Annotated in this window: 18 protein-coding genes and 3 pseudogenes; 14 read left to right on the plus strand and 7 right to left on the minus strand. The window is 70.6% G+C overall.

What is annotated here, in order from left to right:
• Window positions 1-227: 227 nt before the first annotated feature.
• Complete coding sequence (locus OO52_RS25610; protein ID WP_030647378.1) at window positions 228-500, minus strand: hypothetical protein; 273 nt, start codon at window positions 498-500, stop codon at window positions 228-230.
• A 927-nt stretch (window positions 501-1,427) separates the two neighbouring features.
• On the opposite strand from OO52_RS25610, the gene OO52_RS25615 reads away from it, so the two are divergent.
• Both OO52_RS25615 and OO52_RS25620 read left to right on the plus strand, forming a co-directional pair.
• Complete coding sequence (locus OO52_RS25615) at window positions 1,428-1,649, plus strand: hypothetical protein (RefSeq protein ID WP_030647375.1); 222 nt, start codon at window positions 1,428-1,430, stop codon at window positions 1,647-1,649.
• Between the two features lie 53 nt (window positions 1,650-1,702).
• Window positions 1,703-2,572 carry a class II glutamine amidotransferase gene (locus OO52_RS25620; RefSeq protein ID WP_030647372.1) on the plus strand — a complete coding sequence of 290 codons (870 nt, stop codon included), beginning with the start codon at window positions 1,703-1,705 and terminating at the stop codon, window positions 2,570-2,572.
• Window positions 2,573-2,963: 391 nt separating this feature from the next.
• Here OO52_RS25620 and OO52_RS25630 read toward each other — a convergent pair whose 3' ends face one another.
• The 4 genes and pseudogenes from OO52_RS25630 to OO52_RS54650 all read right to left on the minus strand — a co-directional run.
• Entirely contained in the window at window positions 2,964-3,554 is a 591-nt protein-coding gene (locus tag OO52_RS25630) for a CAP family protein (protein WP_078876991.1), read from the minus strand.
• A gap of 163 nt (window positions 3,555-3,717) precedes the next feature.
• The gene (locus OO52_RS52990; RefSeq protein WP_234329029.1) at window positions 3,718-4,062 is read right to left on the minus strand and encodes a winged helix-turn-helix transcriptional regulator; all 345 of its coding nucleotides are present in this window, start codon (window positions 4,060-4,062) and stop codon (window positions 3,718-3,720) included.
• Window positions 4,063-4,166: 104 nt separating this feature from the next.
• Window positions 4,167-4,541 (minus strand): annotated as a pseudogene (locus tag OO52_RS54645) (family 78 glycoside hydrolase catalytic domain); the annotation flags it as partial.
• A 25-nt stretch (window positions 4,542-4,566) separates the two neighbouring features.
• Window positions 4,567-4,761 (minus strand): annotated as a pseudogene (locus tag OO52_RS54650) (hypothetical protein); the annotation flags it as partial.
• Window positions 4,762-4,823: 62 nt separating this feature from the next.
• Here OO52_RS54650 and OO52_RS54655 point away from each other — a divergent pair.
• Window positions 4,824-5,093, plus strand: a complete 270-nt coding sequence (locus OO52_RS54655; protein WP_106972057.1) for a transposase — start codon at window positions 4,824-4,826, stop codon at window positions 5,091-5,093.
• On the opposite strand, the gene OO52_RS25645 is transcribed toward OO52_RS54655, so the two are convergent.
• Window positions 5,071-6,060, minus strand: coding sequence for a hypothetical protein (locus OO52_RS25645; RefSeq protein WP_030647360.1), 990 nt, complete (start codon window positions 6,058-6,060; stop codon window positions 5,071-5,073). The genes OO52_RS54655 and OO52_RS25645 overlap by 23 nt on opposite strands.
• A gap of 125 nt (window positions 6,061-6,185) precedes the next feature.
• Between OO52_RS25645 and OO52_RS25650 the strand changes: the two genes are divergently transcribed.
• From OO52_RS25650 to OO52_RS25675, 6 genes and pseudogenes are all read left to right on the plus strand, one after another.
• The gene (locus tag OO52_RS25650) at window positions 6,186-10,625 is read left to right on the plus strand and encodes a peptidase C14 caspase catalytic subunit p20 (RefSeq protein WP_234339765.1); all 4,440 of its coding nucleotides are present in this window, start codon (window positions 6,186-6,188) and stop codon (window positions 10,623-10,625) included.
• Window positions 10,626-12,005, plus strand: a complete 1,380-nt coding sequence (locus OO52_RS25655; protein WP_030647356.1) for a hypothetical protein — start codon at window positions 10,626-10,628, stop codon at window positions 12,003-12,005.
• A gap of 20 nt (window positions 12,006-12,025) precedes the next feature.
• Entirely contained in the window at window positions 12,026-13,969 is a 1,944-nt protein-coding gene (locus OO52_RS25660) for a pentapeptide repeat-containing protein (RefSeq protein ID WP_030647353.1), read from the plus strand.
• A 55-nt stretch (window positions 13,970-14,024) separates the two neighbouring features.
• Window positions 14,025-14,216, plus strand: a pseudogene (locus OO52_RS49915) (transposase); the annotation flags it as partial.
• 486 nt (window positions 14,217-14,702) lie between these two features.
• A complete protein-coding gene (locus tag OO52_RS25670; protein ID WP_037670930.1) occupies window positions 14,703-14,933 on the plus strand; it encodes a hypothetical protein in 231 nt (76 codons plus the stop codon).
• Window positions 14,934-15,175: 242 nt separating this feature from the next.
• Window positions 15,176-15,646 carry a hypothetical protein gene (locus OO52_RS25675; RefSeq protein ID WP_213084280.1) on the plus strand — a complete coding sequence of 157 codons (471 nt, stop codon included), beginning with the start codon at window positions 15,176-15,178 and terminating at the stop codon, window positions 15,644-15,646.
• Window positions 15,647-16,362: 716 nt separating this feature from the next.
• Here OO52_RS25675 and OO52_RS25680 read toward each other — a convergent pair.
• Window positions 16,363-17,655, minus strand: coding sequence for a hypothetical protein (locus OO52_RS25680; protein ID WP_051818617.1), 1,293 nt, complete (start codon window positions 17,653-17,655; stop codon window positions 16,363-16,365).
• 284 nt (window positions 17,656-17,939) lie between these two features.
• On the opposite strand from OO52_RS25680, the gene OO52_RS25685 reads away from it, so the two are divergent.
• The 5 genes from OO52_RS25685 (at window position 17,940) to OO52_RS25705 (ending at window position 21,985) form a co-directional block, all read left to right on the plus strand.
• Window positions 17,940-19,004: an aromatic ring-hydroxylating dioxygenase subunit alpha gene (locus tag OO52_RS25685; protein WP_030647341.1), complete on the plus strand. Its 1,065-nt coding sequence runs from the start codon at window positions 17,940-17,942 to the stop codon at window positions 19,002-19,004.
• Window positions 19,001-19,183 (plus strand): hypothetical protein, encoded by a 183-nt coding sequence (locus OO52_RS25690; protein ID WP_030647339.1) that lies wholly within the window; start codon window positions 19,001-19,003, stop codon window positions 19,181-19,183. Before OO52_RS25685 ends, OO52_RS25690 begins: the two co-directional genes overlap by 4 nt.
• On the plus strand, window positions 19,180-20,115 hold the full coding sequence (locus OO52_RS25695; RefSeq protein ID WP_030647337.1) for a PDR/VanB family oxidoreductase: 936 nt from the start codon (window positions 19,180-19,182) through the stop codon (window positions 20,113-20,115). The genes OO52_RS25690 and OO52_RS25695 overlap by 4 nt, the downstream gene beginning before the upstream one ends.
• A gap of 657 nt (window positions 20,116-20,772) precedes the next feature.
• Window positions 20,773-21,198: a MarR family winged helix-turn-helix transcriptional regulator gene (locus OO52_RS25700; protein ID WP_030647335.1), complete on the plus strand. Its 426-nt coding sequence runs from the start codon at window positions 20,773-20,775 to the stop codon at window positions 21,196-21,198.
• Between the two features lie 10 nt (window positions 21,199-21,208).
• On the plus strand, window positions 21,209-21,985 hold the full coding sequence (locus tag OO52_RS25705; RefSeq protein ID WP_030647333.1) for an IclR family transcriptional regulator: 777 nt from the start codon (window positions 21,209-21,211) through the stop codon (window positions 21,983-21,985).
• Window positions 21,986-22,161: the final 176 nt, after the last annotated feature.

Below are 22,161 nucleotides of genomic sequence, written 5' to 3' on the forward strand. Positions count from 1 at the left end.
AAGAGGCCCTTCCTTCATGCACCCGCCCCGGACAACTCACCCGAACCAGGACCTCGTTCGAACCTGCCCGACCGCGCGGGCGGATAGAGAACAGGCAGTGAAGAAGCGACTGGGACCGTTGTGGGCTGTCCTCGCCCGCGCGCACCACGCGGCCTCCCACCCACACCCCGGCCTCTCCTATGGTGACGTCGCGCCCTTCGGCAGCCCTGGACGGGCCGGCGACCGGGTCAGGGGCTGTCACCGGACCAGTCGAAACGGCTGCGGTCGCCCGGGCGAGGGTCGTACAGCGCCCGGCCGTCCGGCCCAAAGTGCCCGAGGTCCGTCAGCAGGGAGACACCGGTACCGATCTCATCCTGCGTCCAGCCGGTGATGTCCAGGAGCAGTCCGTCCAGCGGGCCGCCGACCAGTTCGACGTAGCTGCGGCCCGGGAGCGGTCCCGGGTGGTCGGGGTCGGCGCCGTAGACCCGGCCGCGCAGTAGCTGCTCGTCGTCGCTGTTCATGCCGTCCAGCCTTCCAGCCACCACTGACAACGCTGCCGCCGGCGACGACGGGCCCGGGTGGATCCAGCAGGGGGATCCACCCGGTGCGGTGCAACAGAGTGCAGTCGCATCGTCACCACAGCCACGTGGAGCGGCGCATTTGGGACAGGATTCGCCCATCGCGACGCACGGCCGCGCTGCCGAGGCGGCCCTGCCGGGACCAGGGCGGGCGCGACTGCCCGGCGATGAAGTGACGGCGCCCGGCATCCTCGAGCCGCCTACGCTGCTTGCGCGGCTCTCGCTTCTTCTCCGTCTTCTACTTCGGTGTCCGGGGCCGCTTCCAGGTCAGTTCCCACGGCGGTGGGTACGTGGCGGCCAGGTCCTGGGCGCGGTTCCGCGCTCGGATGAGGGCGGCATTGAGGCTTGAGTCCTCCGGTGTGGTCACGTGACTGCTCCTGTGGGAGTGCTCCGGCCGGGTGCTGTCTGAGTGCCGGCTGCTGGGGCTGCTGCGGCGGCACCTTCGCTGCGGCGGTCCGCAGTCGATGGCCTGTGGGCGACAGCGCGGTCCGGGACGCCGTCCTGGAACTTGGCGGACGTCTTGGCGGCGGCCTCGAACGCCCGCTGGGTCTGCTCCACCGTGGGGACATCGGTCGCCTGCTCCAGGACAGGGCCGGCCTCCCGCCCGGTGGAACGACCGCAGGCCGGGGCCTCGGGGCAGCAGCACACGGAACATCATCGGCACCCGTGGTAATTCATCCAGTCGGCGTGGGAATCATGTCAGAGGCGGACAAATCCAGCAGAGAGGACGAGTACGTATGGGCGATGCGGCACCATGTCCCCGGTAAGCCGCGACTTGGAGATCACCCCGGCGCCCAGCCGTGAGCCTGTAGGACCGGTCCAGGTATGAGCTGCCGCGCGAGGGGGAGCCAGACGCCGCCTCTCGCGATCGTGCCCGACGAGCTGGTTCTCGACGACACCGCCGGGCAGAACCTGGCGACGTTCGCCGAACCCGAGGCTCGGCCGCTGATGGACCAGTGCGCCGAGAAGAACGTGATCCACATGGACGAGTATCCGCAGACCGCGGAACTCGACACCTGGTGCGTGCGCATCCCTCACCGGGATGCGAGGCCGGTGGCTTCGCCCCCGGCGCGCACCCCCGGCCACCACTGACACCAGAAGTCGCCCCGCCGACCCGGCACGAGCCAGGACTCTGGAGGAATGCCATGTGTCGTCTTTTCGGCCTCAGCAGTGCCCCGCGCCGTACCCACGCCACCTTCTGGCTCCTGGACGCCCCCGACAGCCTCAGCCTGCAGAGCCGCCGCGACCCCGACGGCACCGGCCTCGGCTACTTCACAGCCGAAGGCACCCCGCGCATCGACAAGGCCCCCGTCGCCGCCTACCAGGACCGCGCCTTCGCCGAGGCGGCCCGCGAGGTTGAATCGACAACCTTCATCGCCCACGTGCGCTTCGCCTCCACCGGCAGCCTGGACGTCCGCAACACCCATCCCTTCGAGCTGGACGGGCGGCTCTTCGCCCACAACGGGGTCATCGAGGGCCTGGACAAGCTCGACGACCACCTGAGCGAGGACCAGTCACTTGTGAAAGGTGACACCGACTCCGAGCGGTTCTTCGCCCTGATCACCCGGGAGACACGGCGGCACGGCGGTGACGTCACCGAGGGCATCCGGCACGCCGCCCAATGGATCGCCGGCAACCTGCCCGTCTACGCCATCAACCTGATCCTCATCACCCCCGAGGAACTGTGGGCCCTGCGCTACCCGAACACCCACCATCTCTACGTCCTCGAGCGCCAGGCGGGCGGCCAGCACGGCAACCGGCATCTCGACCACAGCGGCACCCACGGTCGCATGCGCATCCACTCATCGCACCTTGCCGAGCACCCCGCCATGGTCGTCGCCAGCGAGCGTATGGACGACAACCCGCACTGGCGCGAGATGGAGCCCGGCGAGCTGCTCCACGTCGACCCCGACCTCCGCCTCACCCGTCAGGTCGTTCTTCCCGATCCTCCGGCGCATCAGCTCACCCTCGGCGACCTGCACCCCGACGCAGCCGCCTCCCAGAAAGCGGCCTGAGGGTGCCCGCTCCGCAGCCACCAGGGAACTGGCCGTGCCACCGGGCTGTGGCTGCGGAGGTCACGATGCGACTCCGGACGGTCGCGGGCAGCTTCGTCACGCTGGTGGAATGCGAGCTGGTGGTGGAAGTCAGCGTCGACATCGCCCGGAACGCCTCCGGCCGGTGGCCCCACCCCGCACGCTGACACCGCGCCTGCCCCGACCTGTCCCCCACCCACGTTCCCCGCCTGACGTCACCGTCGGGCTGACGGCGGCTTCGCGTGGCGGCCCCGGCCGACGCGCTGGGCGCGCCGGCCGGCCGCAGCCGCGCCGCCCATCCCGCACCCTCTATTCGGGCAGCGGGCGCCGGCTGCCCGAATAGAGGCGGGCCCTCAGAGCAGGCGCGGGACACTCAGCCTCCTACAGGCTCCCCCACGTTCGCCCGGAACCGACCGATGATGTTCCCCGCCGGGCCGTAGCTGCACACGATGAACGTCTGGTACGACTCACCGCCCTCCGGGCGTCCCGAGGTGCGGCCGCAGCCGAGCACGTCGGTGTCCTTCCACACGACCTGGGTGAAGGTGCCGGTGTCGGGCGAGTAGCCGGGCCGGTCCCAGTCGTAGCCGCCCGTCCAGCGGGCCTCGTACCACTGCTTCACCGCCTCCTCGCACGAAGCCGGCTCGTTCTCGTAGGTGGCGAACCAGAAGCGGTTCTCGCCGTAGCCCTTCGACCCCGGTCCCGGCGGCGTGGCCAGCCCGTCCAGCGTCGAGGCGACCTGGGCGCGCTGCATGGCGTGGGCGATGGCCGCGTCGTCCAGGACCAGGGGCGGGGCGCCGTGCTGGGCGCGGTAGGAGTTGTGCGCGGCCAGGCACTCCTCGTTGAACGCCTCGTCCGTGGTGTCGGGCAGAGGCGGGCGTGTGTCCGCCGCCTGTGCCGGCTGCACCGTGACCACCGCGGTCAGTGCTGCCGCCACCGCCAGAACACCCGCTGACAAACGTCCCATGCGTCCACCTCTTCGGCTGTGACTGTCCCGATGACCGGGCGGCCCCGGGAGCACTCATCCAAGAGCCCCGCCCCTTGCGACGTACCGTCATCACCACCGCAACCACCCGTTCGCAGCACATGACGCAGGAAGCTCCGCCCCAGTGGTTCCCTGACGTCCCCCCTCAGCGCAAGCAAGGGAAGGGCCCAGGGCTCGACAGCGAATCGCTCGACTGGCCCCCCGTGCATCCGGCCCGAGCCCGGCCGGTTGCCACGTTCAGACCGTGGCTGCCGCGTCGACTGTCGCTCGGTAGCCGGTGGGTGATGACCCCGTTCTTCTCCAGCCGCTGGATGCGCTCGCTAGCCGCGGGCTGCGAGAGTCCGACGCGGCGCCCGACTTCCGCGCGGTCAGCCGGCCCTCGGTCTGGAGCAAGGCGAGGATGTCCCGGTCTATCCGGTCGAGTGATTCCATCGTTGTCCGCACCATCTTCTTTGAGATCACTTGTGCCACTGCCGCTGCCCTGAGGCATCCAACACAATCTGCGCCAGGGACTCCCGCGATGGTGGGGAGCGACGAGTGAAATGCGCGTGCGTGAGGTCCCCCGACGACGGCGGGTGCGATCTCCAGCTCACGTTAAGTGACGGAGTCTGGCGCCTGATTGATGCCGGCCAGTCCGTTGACGAGCCAGGCGTCCACCTGACCGAGGAAGTGGTAGGTCTGGCAGCCGGAACCGTGCAGGGACTCGGAGAGGGTGGTGTGACCGCTGGTGACGAGGTTGCCGTAACCGGGCGAGGTGGGGTTCACGACCATGTCGTAGATGATGTCGTCGCGTCCGCCCGCGTGCAGGGTCCGGAAGATCGGACCGAGCCCGACCGAGCCGCTGGTGATGTGGTTGCCGGCCGTGCGGACGGAGGTGACGAGTCGGTCGAGGACCTGCTGCCGGTCGGCCGCGGGGACCAGGCCGGCGTCCAGGGCCATCGCGGTTCGAGGTCTCGCTGTCGCTGCCGTAACACGCCCTGTTCGCGGCCTTGTTGGCGGCCTCGTAGTCGAGCCACTTGACCAAGTTGTCGTAGTACAGCGACATGGTCCGGGTGTCCCCGTAGGTCTCGTACAGCTGGCAAGGGGTGTGGATGACGGCTCCGCCCCAGTCGACCTCGCCGAGGAACTCGATCGTCCCCTGCGGATACTGGAGCTTGACCGGGGCGACCCGGTGGAACTCCGGTGCGATGTTGGGCGATCAGACCCGGTGAGTCGTCGCCGGGCTGCCGCCGCGCGGCGGGCCGGCCGCGCGTGCCGGACCGGCAGGAATTGTGCGGGATCCTGTTCGTGCTGCACACCGGGATCCAATGGGAGTACCTGCCCCCAGGGACTGGGCTGAGGAAGCTGTGGTCGGCGGAGAAGCTGGACTGGTCGATGGCAGTGATCGACTCCTCCCACGTCAGGGCGGCTCGTATGGGGTCGCTCGTCCTCGGCCACGTTCCTCGGGGCGAGATGTGGGCGGGTAACCCCCTGAGATGCCTCGCCCCGGCCTCCCGGCTCACAGAGCGCGGTCCGACATGACCTTCCGCTCGGCCTGCTCCACGGCGAAGCGGCCGGCCGGGTCACCGTTGGTCCGCTCCACGGCGTCGCGTACCAGGGCGAGGTAGAAGAGAGCCGGCGCACAGGGTGTCCACCGCTCCTCCGGTTCGTCCGCGATGAAGCCCAACACCGACTCCGGGTCCGCGTCCACGAACTCGAACCGGTCGTGCTCCCACTTGTCGGTGACACCGCGTGTCCAGCGAAGGCGTAGCGTCGGTTCGTCGAGCTCGGGCACCACCGCGCGGAAGAACGCTGCCCACTGGTGGTTGACCAGGTCGAGCCCGAACCCGAGCAACTCCACCATTGCCCTGTCCCCGTCGTGCACGGCGAGCTCTTCGAAGATGGCGCGGCGCGCCACCGCGTGCAGGCTGATCGGGCTGCCGTCCCGGGGCAGGTCGTGCTGCTGGGCCAGACCCTCGTTGGCGGAGGAGTTCCACCGTGCGCTGTTCGGTCCGGCGACCTGGGCGCTGCGCCGGGAGAACAGCATCTTGCCGTCCTTGCCGGTCTGCAAGGCCACGTTGACACCGAAGCTGCAGTTCATCCAGGACGGCGCGTCGACCGGGTCGCTGCCCTCCAGATACTGCTGGCGCAGCGTGAGGCCGTTCTTCTGCCGCCGGTCCAGGTTGAGCGAGGTGGTGAGGAAGTCGTAGTAGTCGGCGTCCCGCATGGTGAGGGACACCACGGGCTCCTCGGCCAGATGCGTACGGGTGACGACGACCCGCTCGACCGCGAAACGTGCGTTGTTCCACCGATGCGGCAGCCCGCTGGCCTCCTTGCGCTCCTCCTCCGCCTCGATGGACCGCCGCCAGGCGGCGATCTCGTCCGGGAACTGCACACGCTTCGGCGTGTACTTGACGTGAACGTTCTCCTCGTCGATGGGCCGGGTCCCGTCACCTTCGAAGAGATGACAGCCTGTCGCCCGGCCAACCACGGTGAATCTGTCTCGCATCGCCAACTCCACTGGTAAACAAGCTGTGGTGGACCTTCTCGAGGGGTGCTGTCGATCTCATGGTACGAAGCAGCGCGGACAATCAGTCGGCGTTATGGAAAGCCGAGCGGCGATCCTCTGCCCTGGTGGGCACGATCGCCGTACCGGAGTACTTTCATCCGGACGCGAAGGAGCGGCAGAGGCTGCGCCGCCCGCAGTTGGTCGAGGTGCGTGACCGCTTCACGGAGACGGTGCGGGAGAGGCTGGGGTTCGGGGCGACCCTGCGGGCCGACCGGCGCGGAGCGACCCGGGGGCAGTTGTGGGCCGGGCTGGAGGAATTCCTGGCAGACGGCGCCCAGCGAAAGATCCTTTACTGGACGGGGCACGGCGTTCAGCGCGGCAACGAGGGCTACTTCCTCGCCTGCGCCGACTCATGGCAGTCGGGGGAGTTCGACCCCACCCGGGCCGTTCTGCTGTCTGAGCTGGTGGGCTTCCTGCTGCGGCCGGAGTACGAGACGGACACCCTGCTGATCATCGACGCCTGCTCCTCGCAAAGCTACAACTCCCTGGCCGAGGCGGTGCGGTACGCCGTGGAACTGGAACGGAGCTCCGCGGTGATCCGGGCGCGAGAGAGCCGGCGGAAGGGCTTCGCCGTCATCGGCACCTCGGGGGCGGACGCGCAGGTGCCGGCGGGCCGCTGGGTGACATGGCTGGAGGAAGCGCTGGCGAAGCCGGACTTCGTGGCGGACGACCAGGCTCGCCCGTTCGAGCCGTCCGCGCTGTATCTGCCGCTGCCGTATCTCTGCCGTGCGGTGGACGCGCGCGCCGCGGACGACGGTCTGGACGAACCCGCGCAGCGGCCGGACTGCTGGGAGGTGCGGGCGCTCCCCAACAGCTTTCTGGACAATCCCTATCACCACCACTCCGACCGGCCTGTGTACACGCCGGCCGTGCTGACGCGGCGCAAGCCCTGGCTCGAGGCCGAACAGTTCGGTCTGGAGGAGAACAGCCATCTCCACCGGCACTTCGCGGGCCGGCGGGACGCGCTGAGCCGGATCGTGCGCTGGATGGACACCCACCCGAAGGGACTGCTCGCGGTGACGGGGCTGGCGGGCACGGGGAAGACCGCGCTGCTCGGACGGCTGGCTCTCACTTCCCTGGCCAGCTGGCGGGAGACCCTCGGTGCGGACCTCGACCCGGCGACGCTGCCCCGGGCGGGGACCATCCACGCGGCGCTGAGCTGTCAGGGGCAGTCCGCCCATTCGCTGGCCGCACAACTGCGGGAGGTTCTGGCGGACATCGACGGGGCGCCGCCGCTGCCGGAGGAGCCGGTGACGTCGGAGAAGTTCACCGCTGCGTTCGGGGAGCTGGTCGGCCGGGCGGGTTCGGTGAACCTGCTTTTCGACGCGCTCGACGAGGCCCTCCCGGACCAGTCGTACCCGATCGCCCGGCACGTACTGGGCCCCCTGGCGAACACGCCCGGTATCCGGGTGATCGTCGGTACCCGGGCACAGCCCCGCCGGCGTACCACCGCGCCCGCGGAGGAGGAGTCGCTCCTGGACGCCCTGGAACTCAGCGTCGAACCCGTGGTCCTGGGGGACGACGAGGAGGCACGCGCGAGCATCACCGGCATGGTGCGGTCCGTACTGGACACCGGGCGCTCCCCTTACCGGGGTGGCGCGCGGCAGGAGGACCGCGACTGGACGGCAGAGATCGTCGCGTCGCAGAGTCATGGCTCGTTTTTGGTGGCCCGGCTGGCCGCGACCGGGCTCACCCGGCGGACCACGGTCGCCGGCGAGGCGGAGCTGTTGGCGTGGCTGCGTGACGGCGGCGTGGACCTGCGCACCCGCCTGGTGGAGGAGACGCGCTACCTGAGCGAGCAGCCCGGCGCGGAGCGCGCCCATGAGGTGCTGCGGGCGCTGGCGGTGGTCCAGGGCCCTGGGCTGGCCCCGGACGCAACATGGCTGGCGCTCGCCAACGCGCTGCGCGAGGCCGGCTCACCGGAGCTCACCCTGGAGGATGTGCGGCAGGTGTGCCGGGGCGCCGACGGCGGCATCGTCGCCACCCAGAGGGACGGCGCTCGGCGGACGGACAGGCGGATCCGTCGTCAGCTGGCCCATCCGAGTTACGGCGAGTTCTTCCTCTCCGACGCCGGGCTGACCGCCCGGGAGGCGCACCGCAGAGTGCTCGACGCGCTGCGTGCCCGCGCCGAGGGCGACTGGAGCGGCGCCGACGAGTACGCCCTCGAATACCTGGGCGCCCACGCCGCCCAGGCGGGGCCGGACGCCTTGCGGGAGCTGTTCGAGGACGTGGGCTTTCTGCTGCGCACGAACCCCGATGTCATGCTGCCGCTAGCGGCGGGCCTGGCCCGGGAGTGCGACAGTGCCGCGTTGTACGGCAGGGTCGCCGGCTCGTTCCCCCGCGCGTCCGGCCCACTGTCGACGTCGGTTCTGCTGGAGCGCAAGGCCCTGCTCAGCGCAACCGCCTTCGTCAGCCATCGCGACGCGACGTACCGGACGCTGCAGGGCACCGACGGCTTCCTGCCATGGCAGGAGTACTGGACCGATGTCCCGCCCGACCCCCCGGAGTGGCGGCACACGGCGCCTTCCGGCGGCGCGCGGGCGCTGAGCTGGCGCGCCGGGACCGGGGCGGTGGGACCGACCCACTCGGGCAGCTTGACCGCCGGCGGACTGGGGGAGATCCAGGTGCTGCACCCGCAGTCGGGTGCCCGGCTGCTGACCCGCCGGCTGCCCCGGATCGGCGGGGAGCGCGGACGCCCTCTGAGCGAGGTGCGTGAGGTAGGCGCGGGAGCCCGCTGGGCCACCGTCGCCCGGGACGATCAGGCCGTGTACTTCTGGCGCTCGGGTGCCCGGATGCCCGATCAGGAGTACCGGTGGGGCGGGAGTGTGCGCGCGTTGTCGGTGGCCGAACTGGAGGGCGAGAGTGTGGCCCTGGCGGCCGACGGAGACCGGGTGTGGGTGTGGTTCTGGAAGAGCGGTACGCACCTGGACACGCGGCTGAAGGAGGTCCGTACGGCGGACGTGCGGCAGCTCGCGACCCTCACCTTGGGCACACGGATGTTCGTCGTGGCCGCGGGCGCCGTGCGGGTGCAGCTGTTCGAACTGGGCCGCACCCGCAACGGGGGCGCCGGTCTGCGCGCCTGCCGGACGGATCCCGGCGTGACCCTGGCGGCACCCGCGATGGCAGCCGCGGCGTTCGCGGTCTCGCCCCGGGAGGGCTTCCTCGCCGTGGCCGACGGGGCCGCTGTGTACGTCTGGCGGTGCGAGGCCGAATCCGGCCGCGAGCCGGTCGTGGAAAAGGTGGCGACGTATCCCTCGAACACGCGCGGTCTGGCCTTCGGGCAGTACGGCGATGAACTGCTGCTCGCCGGATACGAGGAAGTGGCCGCCAGGATCTGGTCCGTCGAGAGGTCCGGACGCGAGGCCACCCTCGTTCTGAATGCCCCCCGGGAGGGCGCCCTCGCGTTCGAACCGGGTGGTCAGGGACTGCTGGCGGTGGCCGACGGCCCGTACATCCGGGTGGTGGACGTGGTCCCCGCGCTGGAGGCCGGCTACGGGATCCAGCGGCGGCCGAGCAACGAGCGCCCGGTCCTCGCCCTGGCCGAGGCACCGGACGGTCCGCCGCTGCTGTGCAGGGCTTGGCGCGACCGGATCCGGATCTCCCGGCCCAGGCAGGGGGATCCGGCCGCCCTTCCGGCTACGGAGCTCGCCCATGAGGGGCGCACCGTGACGGCGGTGGCCGCGGTACGAGCGGCGGACGGCTGGACGGTGGCTGCCGCGGCCGGCCGGACCGTACGGCTGTGGCGGCTGGACGACAGCCTGTCCGTCGTCACCCACCGGGACATCCCGCTCGGCGGGGACGCGGGCCAGCCGGCCCGCGCACTCAGCCTGGTCGGCGACCCGGCCGCCCCCACGCTGCGGCTCAGCGTGGCGGACGGCCGGCGGCTGGTACGCCACGACGTCCCTGCCGACGTCTCGTCCGCCGGAATGGCGGTGCGTGAGGTCCGGACCGACCGCGGGTTCTGCGGGATCGACGCGAGGGTCCTGCGGGACGGTTCGTACTGGGTGGCCGGTGATCTGAGTGACCAGCTGCGGGTCTGGACCGAGGGCGAGCACGGCGTCGAGCAGCGCGTCCTGTTCACTGCCAGCCCCTCTTGCCTCGCCCTCGGGGAGCTCTACGACGAGGAGGACGACGCCTCGATGCCCCTGCTGGCCTGGGCGGACCACGGCAGCGTGTACGTCAAGGACTGCTCCGGCGACGGGAGCATTCACCCCCCGGAGCGGCTGGGAGGGGACTTCCCCGACGTGACGTCCCTGGTGTTCGCCGGCCCCGCGGAGCGGCCCGCGTTGTTGCTCTGTACGCCGCAGACGGTGTCCCGTGCTTGGGACGTCTGGTCCCAGGAGTGGCTGGACGGGCCGGGGATTCCGGCACGGGGATACGCCGTGCACGCCGTCGGTACCGCGATGGACGCGGAGGGTCTGGTGATGGCGTTGCAGGGAGAAGATCGTTGCGATCTGATCCGGCTGCCGCACACGTTGTTCGGGAGCGGGACAGGGGGAGAGTGAATGGAACACGATCTGGTGGTGTTCGTCCCGGGGTTCTTGGGCACCCGGCTGTGCCGGGACGGCGTGGACGTCTGGGCGCGATGCGGCGAGCAGCTGATCAGCTCGACCGCTTCGGCGCTCACGGAGGTGGCCCTCCCTCCGGGGCTGGGGGACGCGCTGCCCGAAGAACCCTTCCGCCTGGACGCCGACGCGCTGCTGCAGGTCCCCGACTCGGTGCCTGGACTGCTGTCCTGCATGGGCTATCCCGATATCCGTGCCGCCCTCGGAGACCCGCTCGACGCGCAGTTCGTGCCGTTCGGTTACGACTGGCGGCTCTCCCACCGGCTGGTGGCCCGGCAGCTGAAGGCGTGGGTGGCACGCGAACTCGACCGGTGGCACGCGGAGGTCGACGCGTACTACCCGGACCGGGCCGATGATCCGCGCGTCATTCTGGTCTGCCATGCGACGGGAGGTCTGATCGGGCGGCACTATCTGGAGTGTGAGGGCGGCCGGGAGACCGCCCGGACCCTGGTCACCCTCGGCACCCCGCAGCAGGGGCTGGTCCAAGCCGCCCGGCTGCTGGCCGGTCATGCGATCCCCGTCGACGCGGGCCCCGGCGCGGACGTGGCCGCCCGGCTGAACGAGGCGCTGCGCGACTGGGCGCTCAACCTGCCGGCGGTCGTCGAGATGCTGCCGGTGTACCGCGCCGTGCGGGTGGAGGGAAAGAGCCTCGAGCGGCGCATCACTGACAACCGCTACCCGGTTCCCGTACTGCCGGGCGACGCCGTCCGCGAGGCAATGGCTTTCCAGGAGGAGTTCCGCTTGGCGTACGACGAGCACCGGCGCGTCGGCCCTCTCCCGTACACCGTGCACTGCCTCGGCAGCGTCGACTTCCCGAGCCCCACGGCACTCGTGCTCTCCTCGGACGGGTCGCGGATCACCGAAAGCCTGCCGGGGCCCGGCGACGGTACGGTGCCGCGCCGGTCGGCCATCGCGGACTGGACCGGTACGGACCCCATGCTGTGGACCGGATTCCGCAATGCGGACCTGGCGAGCGGTCCCGCCCTCCGTGACGCGATGCTCGCGATCCGTGCGGGACGCCCGCCCGGCGGCACGCTCGCGGGTGAGGAGGGCATCGTCCTGCACTTCCCCCGGGACCCGGTCGCCGCCGGCCGTCCGTTCGTGATCGAGTTGCTGGGGCACGACCTGCCGCGGCGCAATCTGCGGACCTTCATGTGGCGTTCGGGCCGCAACGACAAACGACCCGTCGTCTTCCGGCAGTACGAGCCCGACCGCTATCGGGCGGAGCTGGAAGCAGCCCCCGGACGCTGGGTGGTCGAGGCGCTGGTCGACCGGCCGAAAGGACGCGACCGGAGGGACGTCACGGTCGTGGCGGTGTGAGACGGGAGCTGGGAGCCGGGATGACAGGAAGCGAGACCACCGCGTGGCCGCAGTGCGCACACCTCGACACCGGGGAACGCTGCCGGGGGCGCACAGTGGGCTCGTACGCGGCCTGCCTGGCGCATCTGGACAGCGCCGAGCGGGCCGCCCATCTGGCCACGCTGACCCCCGGCGCCGACCTCGACCACCGGGGCACGCACTTCAACCAGAGCCTGCTCGACGAACTCCTCGCACCGCTCAGGGATCCGGGGAGCGGGCGGGCGCGGGTGGGGGTGGCGTCGTTCGACGAGGTGCGGTTCACCGGGGACGCGGAGCTCGCGGCGATCGACTTCGGCGGCTTCTGCTCCTTCGCGTCGGCCGTGTTCGGCGGAGGGTTGTACGTCCGTGACGTGCGTGCAGGGGGCGATCTCCGCCTCGGAGCGGCGCAGGTCGCGGAAGACGTGTGGCTCGATGACACCGAAGTGGGGGGCGATGCCTGGTTTTACGAGGCTCGGATCAAGGGAACGTTGCGGTTCTGTGTCCGCGAGGTCGGCCGCAGTGCGATGTTCAAGGGCATCACGTGCGGGGACGTCTACTTCTCGGGTGCCCGGGTGTGTGGCATCGCCTCCTTCGAGGGGGCCGTCATCGGCGGGGAAGCCGCCTTCGACGGCGCGGTCTTCGAGGACGGTGCCAACTTCGAGAAGGTCCGGATCGCTGGCCGAGCCTGTTTCGAAGGTACGCACTTTCACCGGAGCAGAGCCTGCTTCGACGGGACCGACATCGGCGGGGACATGCTGTTCACCGAGGCCCACTTCGCGGCGGAAGCCACGTTCGACGGGGCCGTGCTCGGCGGCGACCTGTCGTTCTCCGGAGCCCGGTGGGAGGCCGGCGTGGGCTTCCGGCGGGCGCTGTTCCGCCGTACCGCCAGAATCGGCCCTCTGGTCTGCCCGGGGACGGTGGACTTTTCCGACGCCGTGTTCGAGGCAGCGGTGACACTGGAGGCCGCCGCGCAAGAGGTGTACTGCCGACGGACACGGTGGGCGTCCACCGCCGCACTGCGGCTGCGGTACGCCAGGGTGGATCTGACCGACGCGGTGGTGGAGTTTCCGGTGACCGTCGTCGGCCGGCCCCGCCCGTTCGTCTCGCCGGAGGGCGAGGTGATCGCCGAACCGAAACTCACCGAGGACCGGGTGCGCGTCACCTCGGTCAAGGGCGTGGACGCCGCGTACCTGGTGCTGGCCGACGTCGACCTGACCGACTGTCTCTTCGTGGAGACGGTCCACCTGGACCAGTTGCGACTCGAAGGCCGCTGCGTCCTGTCGCCACCGCCCGTCGGGGTGCGCTGGATACGCCGCCGGACCCTCGCCGAGGAGCACCACTGGCGGGCGACCCGGTACGGCGACGGCTGGACTCCCGCGCCACCGGGCGTCGAGACGCATGAACCCGCTGTGCTCGCGCCGGTCTACCGGCAGCTCCGCAAGGCGCTCGAGGACGGCCGGAACGAGCCTGGCGCGGCCGACTTCTACTACGGCGAGATGGAGATGCGCCGCCACGACGCCACGGCGTCCCGTGGTGAACGGACGCTGCTGCGGCTGTACTGGGCACTCTCCGGGTACGGCCTGCGCGCCGTGCGTGCCCTGGCCTGGCTGGTCCTGGCGATGACGGCCACCGTGCTCGCGATGATGCTGTGGGGGCTGCCGCGGGCCGACCCGGACCCGGTCAGTGCGGGGACCACCGACGGACATCGGGTAACCCTGACGACCAGGAAGCCGGCCCCAGCCAACCCGGAAGGGCCATACAGAAGGCGCCTGTCGACCGCACGGTTCGAGAAGTCCGTGAGGGTGGTGGTCAACTCGGTGATCTTCCGGGCCTCCGGGCAGGATCTGACCACCACCGGGACGTACGTCGAGATGACTGCCCGCCTCGTCGAACCGGCCCTGCTCGGGCTTGCCATCCTCGCCGTGCGCAGCCGCGTCAAGCGATGACGCGTCCCGGTCCTCGCCGGGCACGCCGCTGCGTCGGCGAGCATCTTGCTGGTATGTGGCTGGGGGACGGCGCCGGGGTGAGTTATCGGATTTCGTTGCCGATGTGTTCGCTGCGGTGCCGCGGCGGGATCAGGGGCGGTAGGGCGGGTGCTGTCTGCGGGGTCTGATGCTGGACGGCCGTCGCATGTCCATCCAGCCGATGGCCGAGCGGCTGCCGGACGGCGACATGCAGGCTCTGCAGCAGTTCGACAGATCGGCTGCATCCACTAATCCCCCTCCGAACGTGTCTTCGGAGCAACGTTTCAAAGACAGCTACCAGCGTGCGCCGAGGTGGAGCATCACCGACCACCGTTAGCGGGTGGTCGACTGGTTGCGCGAGGTAGATGGTCCACGTCGTGCTGAGGCTTACGCGATGCAGACTGATGATCTATGGCGTTCGCGTGCGGTGACCGACGGATCTCCTCGGTCAGTCGATTGCGACTTCGGGAGTCACTTCGCGGCACGGCTGCATGATGCATGTCGAAGAGTTGGGAAGTTACCGTGCCCATTGTCGGGCCTGTCCGGAGTGTGGTCCGTCATTCGTGGTGATTGTGCAGAGAAGCACCGGATTCCTCCAACGAACCTGGTTCGAGGCTGTGCGCACGGTGAGACTGGCGGCCAGCCGTGGCGGCCTGCCCGCGGCAGTGTGTCGGCCGCCGAACCCCAGTGGCCCTTCATCGTTTGAGGAGTTCTGATGCGTCTGCGTAAGCGCGCGACAGCCGCCGTGTTGATGAGCACCGCGGTCTTCACCGCCCTCGCTCCCCAGGCCATGGCCGCCCCCATGCCCTGGGAGCTTCTTGTGGTGCGGTCACTCGCTGTCGGATCCAAAGCCGAGTTCCTGCGGCAGGTATTCCCAGGCGATCCCGGAGTGCAGTACGAGCAGACGAGAAATATGCGGGTATCGGGATCGGTGACCGAGGAATGACCAGCGCCGTTTCCTACGCGGCGTAGGTTCCGGCTCGATCTCTCGCGGCGCCGGGCGATCCGGTCCGGCTCCAGCCCCACCTTGTCGGGGGCACAGAAGCGGCCGGCGCGTTACTGCACGTCGTCGCTAACCTGCTCGGTCTCGGCCTGGTCGGTGCCACCGTGGTCGAAGAAGTCCAGGACCCGACCGCGACTGGGCCGGATATCGGGGTGGGCGACTGAACGAGCGGATACGGTTCCCCCATGACGAAAACTGCCCGGACCGTGAAACGTACGGGAGCCCTCGTCGCGGCAGCCGCCGCGGCCGCGCTCGCCTTCCCCGCCCAGGCCCACGCCGCTGCCGTCGCCTGCGGCGGCGGGGTCTCGACGCAGAACATCGGCGCCCGGGGCTGTATTTCCGCCGAACGCTGGAAGGACGGGAAGATCTTCTGGCGCGACATCACCGCCCACGCCCTCATCACCAACTCCCGCTCCCACGCCTCATGGGTCGAGTACGAGGCCTACCTCCACGTGCAGGGCGACGGCGACGACTGGATGAAAATGGGCAGCGGCCGGACCATCGTGCAGCGGCGTTCCACGGTCGGCCCGATCGCCATCGCTACCTCCACTCGCATCTGTGGCCCGGTCAAAATCACGATCCGCGTCCACGTGAGGCCGGCGGGGGGCGCCTGGTCGAACTGGTCCAGCGCGGCGACCTCACAGTGCCAGACCTGACGCTGCCAGACTTCGCACACCGCAGCGCCCCCGCCTCCGCGACCAGGGGGGCGGGGGCTCTCGTGTTTCCTGCGGGGAAATGTGCGGCCACGGGACGCCTGTGCAGTTCCTTCGCCGCCTTCGCGGTCTCCCGCTTCAGGCGCGCCTGGAACTCCTCGCGTGTCTCTGCGCGCAGCCGGTCCGGGTACCGTTTCATCGGCACCTCCTCCCCCAACGCCGCGAACCGCGCAGCGATGGCGTCACGGTCCATGTCGACCTTCCCCGACACCCGGGACAGGAACCAGTCGGCATACCAGCCGACCGGCGCCAGATGCAGCACCTCGTACGCCCCCTTCTGGTCGGTGGCAGCCGCGTTCACCCGCGCCCGCGCATACCTGCGTACTTCGCACACCCCGGCGACCGCCTCCGCGTCCTGTCCGATCCGCTGAGGCATCCGACGGTGGCGCTCCGCAGTGATGTCGGCAGGAAGGCCCGCCAGGTACGCGCACGACGCCGCACCGGGGTGCGGGGCCGCATCGGCGTGGGGTGGGCGCCGCGGTCCCGGGGTGCGGACGCTGCGAACGGCCGGGGCGCAGCACCGTCAGCGCCCCCCTTGCTCTCGGTCAGCGCGGCCAGAGGGGACGCCTCGTCCTTTTCAGTGATCAGCAGGTCGTAGCACTCGGCCCTGCCCGGCAGCGCATCCGTGTGCGGCGCTCGACGGGGTGACCCGGTAGTCGTCAGGCGGACGGCACCAGGGAGAAGACCACCCGCTTCCCGGTGGTCGTGTTCTCCCGCTCGTTGAGCCCCCACAGGCGCCCGGACGACGGGGCGTAGGAGAGGTTCTGGGTCAGCGGCGGGGCATGGGTGAGGACGTGCGGCGCGGCGCCCGGCAGCGCCCGGTGGATGCAGTACGGCACGTCCGAGTCGGTGGTGCCCGCCGTCTCGGGGCACTCGCCGCTGAAGTAGTAATAGGTGCCGTCCGTGGCGGCTCCCTGCACCTTCCAGATCGGCACGGTGTAGGCACCGGTCGCCGTGACCGTCCCGGTGTAGTCGTTCGCGGTGTCGGTGTCCGGCAGAGCCGTGCTCGCGTTCAGCGGCCAGCGGATCAGGGGCCCGCCGCCCTTGGTGGCGATCTGCGAGGTGACCAGGGCGTCCGGTGAGGACGTCCGGTCCAGGCTGAGCGAGGTCAGGCACGGCCGCGTGGCGTCGCAGGGGTCACCCGTGTTGCCGGTGAAGTAGACGCCGACCATGGGCAGCGCCCAGTTGTGGTAGCGGGCCGAGGACTTGCCGTTGCCCAGGATGCCGACCTGGTCGGTGGAGGTGTCGCTCATCTTCCACAGGTGCCGCAGGTCGTAGACCTGTATCTGGTGCCCGGTGGCGACGAAGAGATTGTTGCCGTACCAGGTGACACCGTCCGCATGGCCGCTGAGCACGTCCGTCCCGGCCCGGTCACCGGCCCCGCCCACCGGGCGGAACGTGTAGCCGCCGCCGGTGGAGTACGGGTCGACCAGCAGCACGTGCTGGTACGTGACCGAGGTGCCGGTCGACTCCGCAATGGTGATCCGCGCGTAGGCGTTGTCGGTGTAGTGCCAGGAGGCGATGTAGAGGTAGTGGCCGTTCCAGGTGCCGCTCGGCTGGGCGTCATGCGAACCGGTCAGTCCCTGGGGCGTCCAGACGGCGGAGGTGTCGTCGGCCTGGTCCCAGCAGAAGCCGTCGTACTTCAGTGAGCCGTCGAGGTTGGTGTTGTGGCACAGTGCGGCGCGCCCGGCGTGTCCGCCGTCGGCGAGCACCTGGTCGGGCGAGGTGCGCACCGAGACGCTGCCCGATGCCTCGATCTGCTGGATCGCGGCGCCGCGGTCAGTGAAGTCCCCTGCCCGCATCGTGAACCCACTGGGGTCGATCGGGGCCAGGACGGAGGCGGCCGCCGCCGGATGAGCCACGGACAGGTTGACCGCCGAGAGCAGCAGGGCCAGAAACGCGCCGACCGCCCCGACCCGCCGGCGGTTGGTCCCCCACGTGATTCTGTTCATGCTTGCTGACGCTACATCAGAGGCCGTACAGAGTATGAGAGATGGGCAAAGCCGTCGGCCGGGGCCCCCAGAGCGGGAAGCGGACGGATGTGCCCGCTGCCCTGCTGCCGGCGCGCGCTGCGAGAGGGCAGCAGGCGCTGGGGGCGCCCGGTGCCGTCACAGCACGAAGGTGGACCATGAGCAGGGCGTTCGTATCGTCTCTTCCGTGGGGCGGAAGCCGTGTTGCGCCCGTGTGGAGGCTCTCCCGACGATAGCGCCATCACGAGAGACGGGAGCCGACCCCCATGCCTCACATGACCGCCTTCGCCAGGAACCAGTGGTACGTCGCCGCCTACAGCCACGAAGTCGGGCGCGAGTTGCTCGGCCGCACGATCCTCGGTGAGCCGCTCGTCTTCTACCGCGCCGAGGAGGACGGCACAGCGGTCGCGCTCGCCGACCGCTGTGTCCACCGCCGCTTCCCCCTCTCGGAGAGCCGGCTCGACGGGGACCGCATCGTGTGCGGGTACCACGGGTTCACCTATGACACGACGGGCGCCTGCGTGTATGTGCCGGGGCAGAAGCGCATCCCGCGCACGGCCCGGGTCACCTCGTACCCGGTCGTCGAGCAGGACTCCCTGGTGTGGGTGTGGATCGGCGACCCCGCGCTCGCCGACGTGGGGGTCATCCCGCGGGCCCGGCACCTGGACTCCCCGGACTGGGTGACGGTGCGCGGCATGGAACCGATCGACGCCGACTACGGCCTGCTGGTGGACAACCTCCTCGACCTCTCCCACGAGACGTACCTGCACGGCGGCTACATCGGCACCCCGGAGGTCGCCGAGACGCCGATCACCACCGAGGTCGACGAGGGCGCCGGCGTCGTACGGGTCAGCCGGCACATGGACGACGCCGAGTGCCCGCCCTTCTACGCCCGCTCCACCGGTATCGAGGGCCGTATCACCCGCTGGCAGGACATCGAGTACCACGCGCCCTGTCTCTACCTGCTGCACAGCCGGATCGCGCCGGTCGGCGTGCTGCCCGAGCCGGACGGAAGCGACCCGAACGGTTTCCACACCGAGATCACCTATGCGATCACCCCGTCCACCGACGGCAAGGTGTACGACTTCTGGGCCGTCTCCCGGGACTTCGCGAAGGACGACGAGGAAGTCACCGCGTTCCTGCACGACTTCAACCACACGGTCGTCATGCAGGACGTCGACGCGCTCAACCTGCTGCAGAAGGCACTCGGCACCGAACGGGCCGGCTACCAGGAGCTGAGCATCAACATCGACACCGGTGGTCTCGCCGCCCGTCGTATCCTCGCCCGTCTGGTCGAGGAGGGCGACAAGCCGGTGGAGAAGGTCCGGTGAGCACGCCGTCCGCCGCTGTGAACCGCGAGGTCTACCGCATCGACTGGCTTCCGGGCACCGACGTCCTGCACGGCACTTGCCACTGCGGCGCCGAGAACACCGCCGAGGACCCGGTGCGGATGTGGGAGTGGATGCTCGCGCACCCCGAAGGACACCAGCCCGGAGGAACCACCTCATGACCGTGCAAGAAGCCGAACTCGTCGTCGACCGACGCGAGTCGGCGGCCGAGGGCGTGCTCGCCCTCACCCTGCGCCATCCGCTGGGCGAGGAGCTGCCGGCCTGGGAACCGGGCGCCCACGTGGACGTCCTGCTCGGTCCGGGCCTCGAGCGGCAGTACTCACTGTGCGGCGATCCCGCGGACCGGCACCTGTGGCGGATCGCCGTGCTCCGCGAGCCCGACGGGCGGGGAGGCTCGGAGTATGTCCACGAGCGGGTGCGCGAGGGCGACAAGGTACGGGTGCGGGGGCCGCGCAACCACTTCCCCCTGCGGCCCTCTCCGCGCTACCGGTTCGTCGCGGGTGGCATCGGCATCACGCCCGTCCTGCCGATGCTCGCCGCGGCCGAGGCGGCGGGCGCCGAGTGGACCCTGCTGTACGGCGGTCGCACCCGCCGCTCCATGCCGTTCACGGCGGAGCTGGAGCGGTACGAGCACCGGGTCACGGTCGCCCCGCAGGACGAGACCGGGCTGCTGGACCTGGGCCCCGTACTGGACGACCTGCCTGATGGCACGCTCGTCTACTGCTGTGGCCCGGACCCTCTGCTGGACGCGGTGGAGCAGCGCTGCCCGGCCGGGGCGCTGCGCGTCGAGCGGTTCCGGCCCAAGGAGCAACCCGCCGGAGACGACGGCGCGTTCGAGGTCGTCCTGGAGCGGAGCGGCCGTACGCTCACCGTACCGCCGCGGGTGTCGATCCTCGACACCGTACGTGCCGCAGGCGTCGAGGTGCTCTACTCCTGCACCGAGGGCACCTGCGGCACCTGCGAGACCGACGTCCTGGAGGGCACACCGGAGCACCGGGACTCGGTCCTGACGGACGATGAGCGGGAATCCGGCGAGACCATGATGATCTGCGTTTCCCGGTGCCGGGGCGGGCGGTTGGTGCTCGATCTGTGACGGACCCCTCTGGTCACGACAGGCGCTCCCTGACCTTGCCGCCGACCCGTGCTTCGGTCAGCCGGCGTCGGCGATCGGTACCCGGTAGCGGTTCGCGTCCCGCCGGCCGCCGGTCCAGCGCGAGTCCGGACGCGTGACCCGGCGCGCGGGCCGCATGCCGTCTGGACGGAGGACCGGCGGGCGGGGGCGGGGTTGCGACGGGGCGCCAGGAGGACTCCTTGTGCATGTGTCCCGTCGCCGGGGCAGCCCCGCCCAGGGCGGTGACGTGCGCCCCGCGCACTGCCTCGGGCAGATCACCCCCAGGCCCTGGGCGGAGTCCTCCTGCTCACCCCCGAGGCGAGCTTCGCGACCAGCCGGATACGGGCGGTGAGATCGGTGCTGGGCACGACCGGGTCCCTTCCAGAGGGCCGGCCGCCGGGCAGGCCGCGGCAGGTGCGCCTGCGGACCGGGCGGCGTGCGGTCCGGGATCGAAGTCAAAGACAATCATTGTTGTCGTCAATAGTTGTTGCCGACCGGTCCGTGCGGCATGCTGTCGGGCAACATCCATATGTCCGCCTCCGGACGGAGGCCCGGCCCAGGGAGCCCGCCGTCACCGGCCAGCAGCACGCCCCAGAACACGCCGTATGCTCCGCCCCGATCGACGCCCGGGAGCCGTGGATGCGCGGGCTGCACGCGGACACCGGCTATCTGCTGTACCGGCTCGGGCTGCGCTCGGGCCGGCTGTTCAACGCGTCCCTCCAGGAGTCCGGTCTGCGGCTGCGCCACTACGCGCTGCTGCGTTTCCTCGCCACCTCCGAGGGGGCCCCGCAGCGGGAGTTGAGTACCTCCCTCGGCTACGACCCGAGCGCGATCGTCAGCCTGGTCGACGACCTGGAGAGGCTGGGGTTCGCCGAGCGCCGTCCTTCCCCGGACGACCGGCGCAGCCGAATCGTCGTGCTGACCGAGGCCGGCAGGGTCTTCCTGCGCGACACCGACGAGGCGGGTTCGCGGGTCGCGGGCGAACTGCTCCGGCCGCTCGACACCGAGGAGCGGGACGTCCTGCACGCGCTGCTGCTGAGGGTCGCCGAGAGCGGACTCGGGTGACGCCGTCCCGATGGCCGCAGACGCGCTGCCCCCGCAGACGGTGCGCTCCGCACCGGACCGGCTGCTCGCCGTGCTCGCGGCCTTCGACCACGCGCATCCGGCGCTCTGTCTGACCGACATCAGCCGCCGGGCCGGGCTCACCCTCACCACCACGCACCGGCTGGTGGGGGCACTGACCGAGTGGGGCGCCCTGGAACGGGACGCGGAGGGTCTCTACCACGTGGGTCTGAGACTGTGGGAGGTCGCGGCGCTCGCTCCGCGCGGGCTCGCGCTGCGCCAGGTGGCGCTGCCATACCTGGAGGACCTGTACGAGGCTACGCACGAGAACGTGCAGTTGGCGGTGCGCGACGGCGGAGACGTCGTGTACATCGAGTGGCTCTCCGGGCGCTCCGCGGTCGGCGTCCACATCCGGGTCGGCGCCCGCTGGCCGCTGCACGCCACCGGGGTCGGGCTCGCGCTGCTGGCCCACAGCGGGCAGCCGTTCCAGGAGGCGTACTGCGAGGGTCCGCTGGCCGCGTTCACCCCGTACACCGTCACGGATCCCGCGCGACTTCGCCGCGAACTCGCCGAAGTGCGGCGGTCGGGCGTGGCGGTGAGCAGTCGTCAGATCACCGACGACGCCGTGTCGGTCGCGGCCCCGGTACACGGCCGCGACGGTGGGGTGATGGCGGCGGTGTCGATCGTGGTCCCGCACGCGACGGCCCAGGTACCCGTGCTGATCCCGGCGGTACGGCTCGCTGCGCGCGGGATATCACGGGCGCTGGGGTGGCAGCCGGAGGCACGCTGAGCCGAGGTTCACACGGTGCGGGCACCGCGGTGTCGCCTCACAGGAGCCGTGTGCGCGGAAGGGGCGGAGGTCAAACTGCACAGGGCGCCCCGGACATCCGTGGGACAAGCGGCTCGTCGTCACAGGCGAGGAAGACACCGATCTGACAGTTCTCCGTCCACCCGGCGGTGCCGGAG

Source organism: Streptomyces flaveolus, assembly GCF_000716535.1.
In the GTDB taxonomy this organism is placed as follows: Bacteria; Actinomycetota; Actinomycetes; order Streptomycetales; family Streptomycetaceae; genus Streptomyces; species Streptomyces flaveolus_A.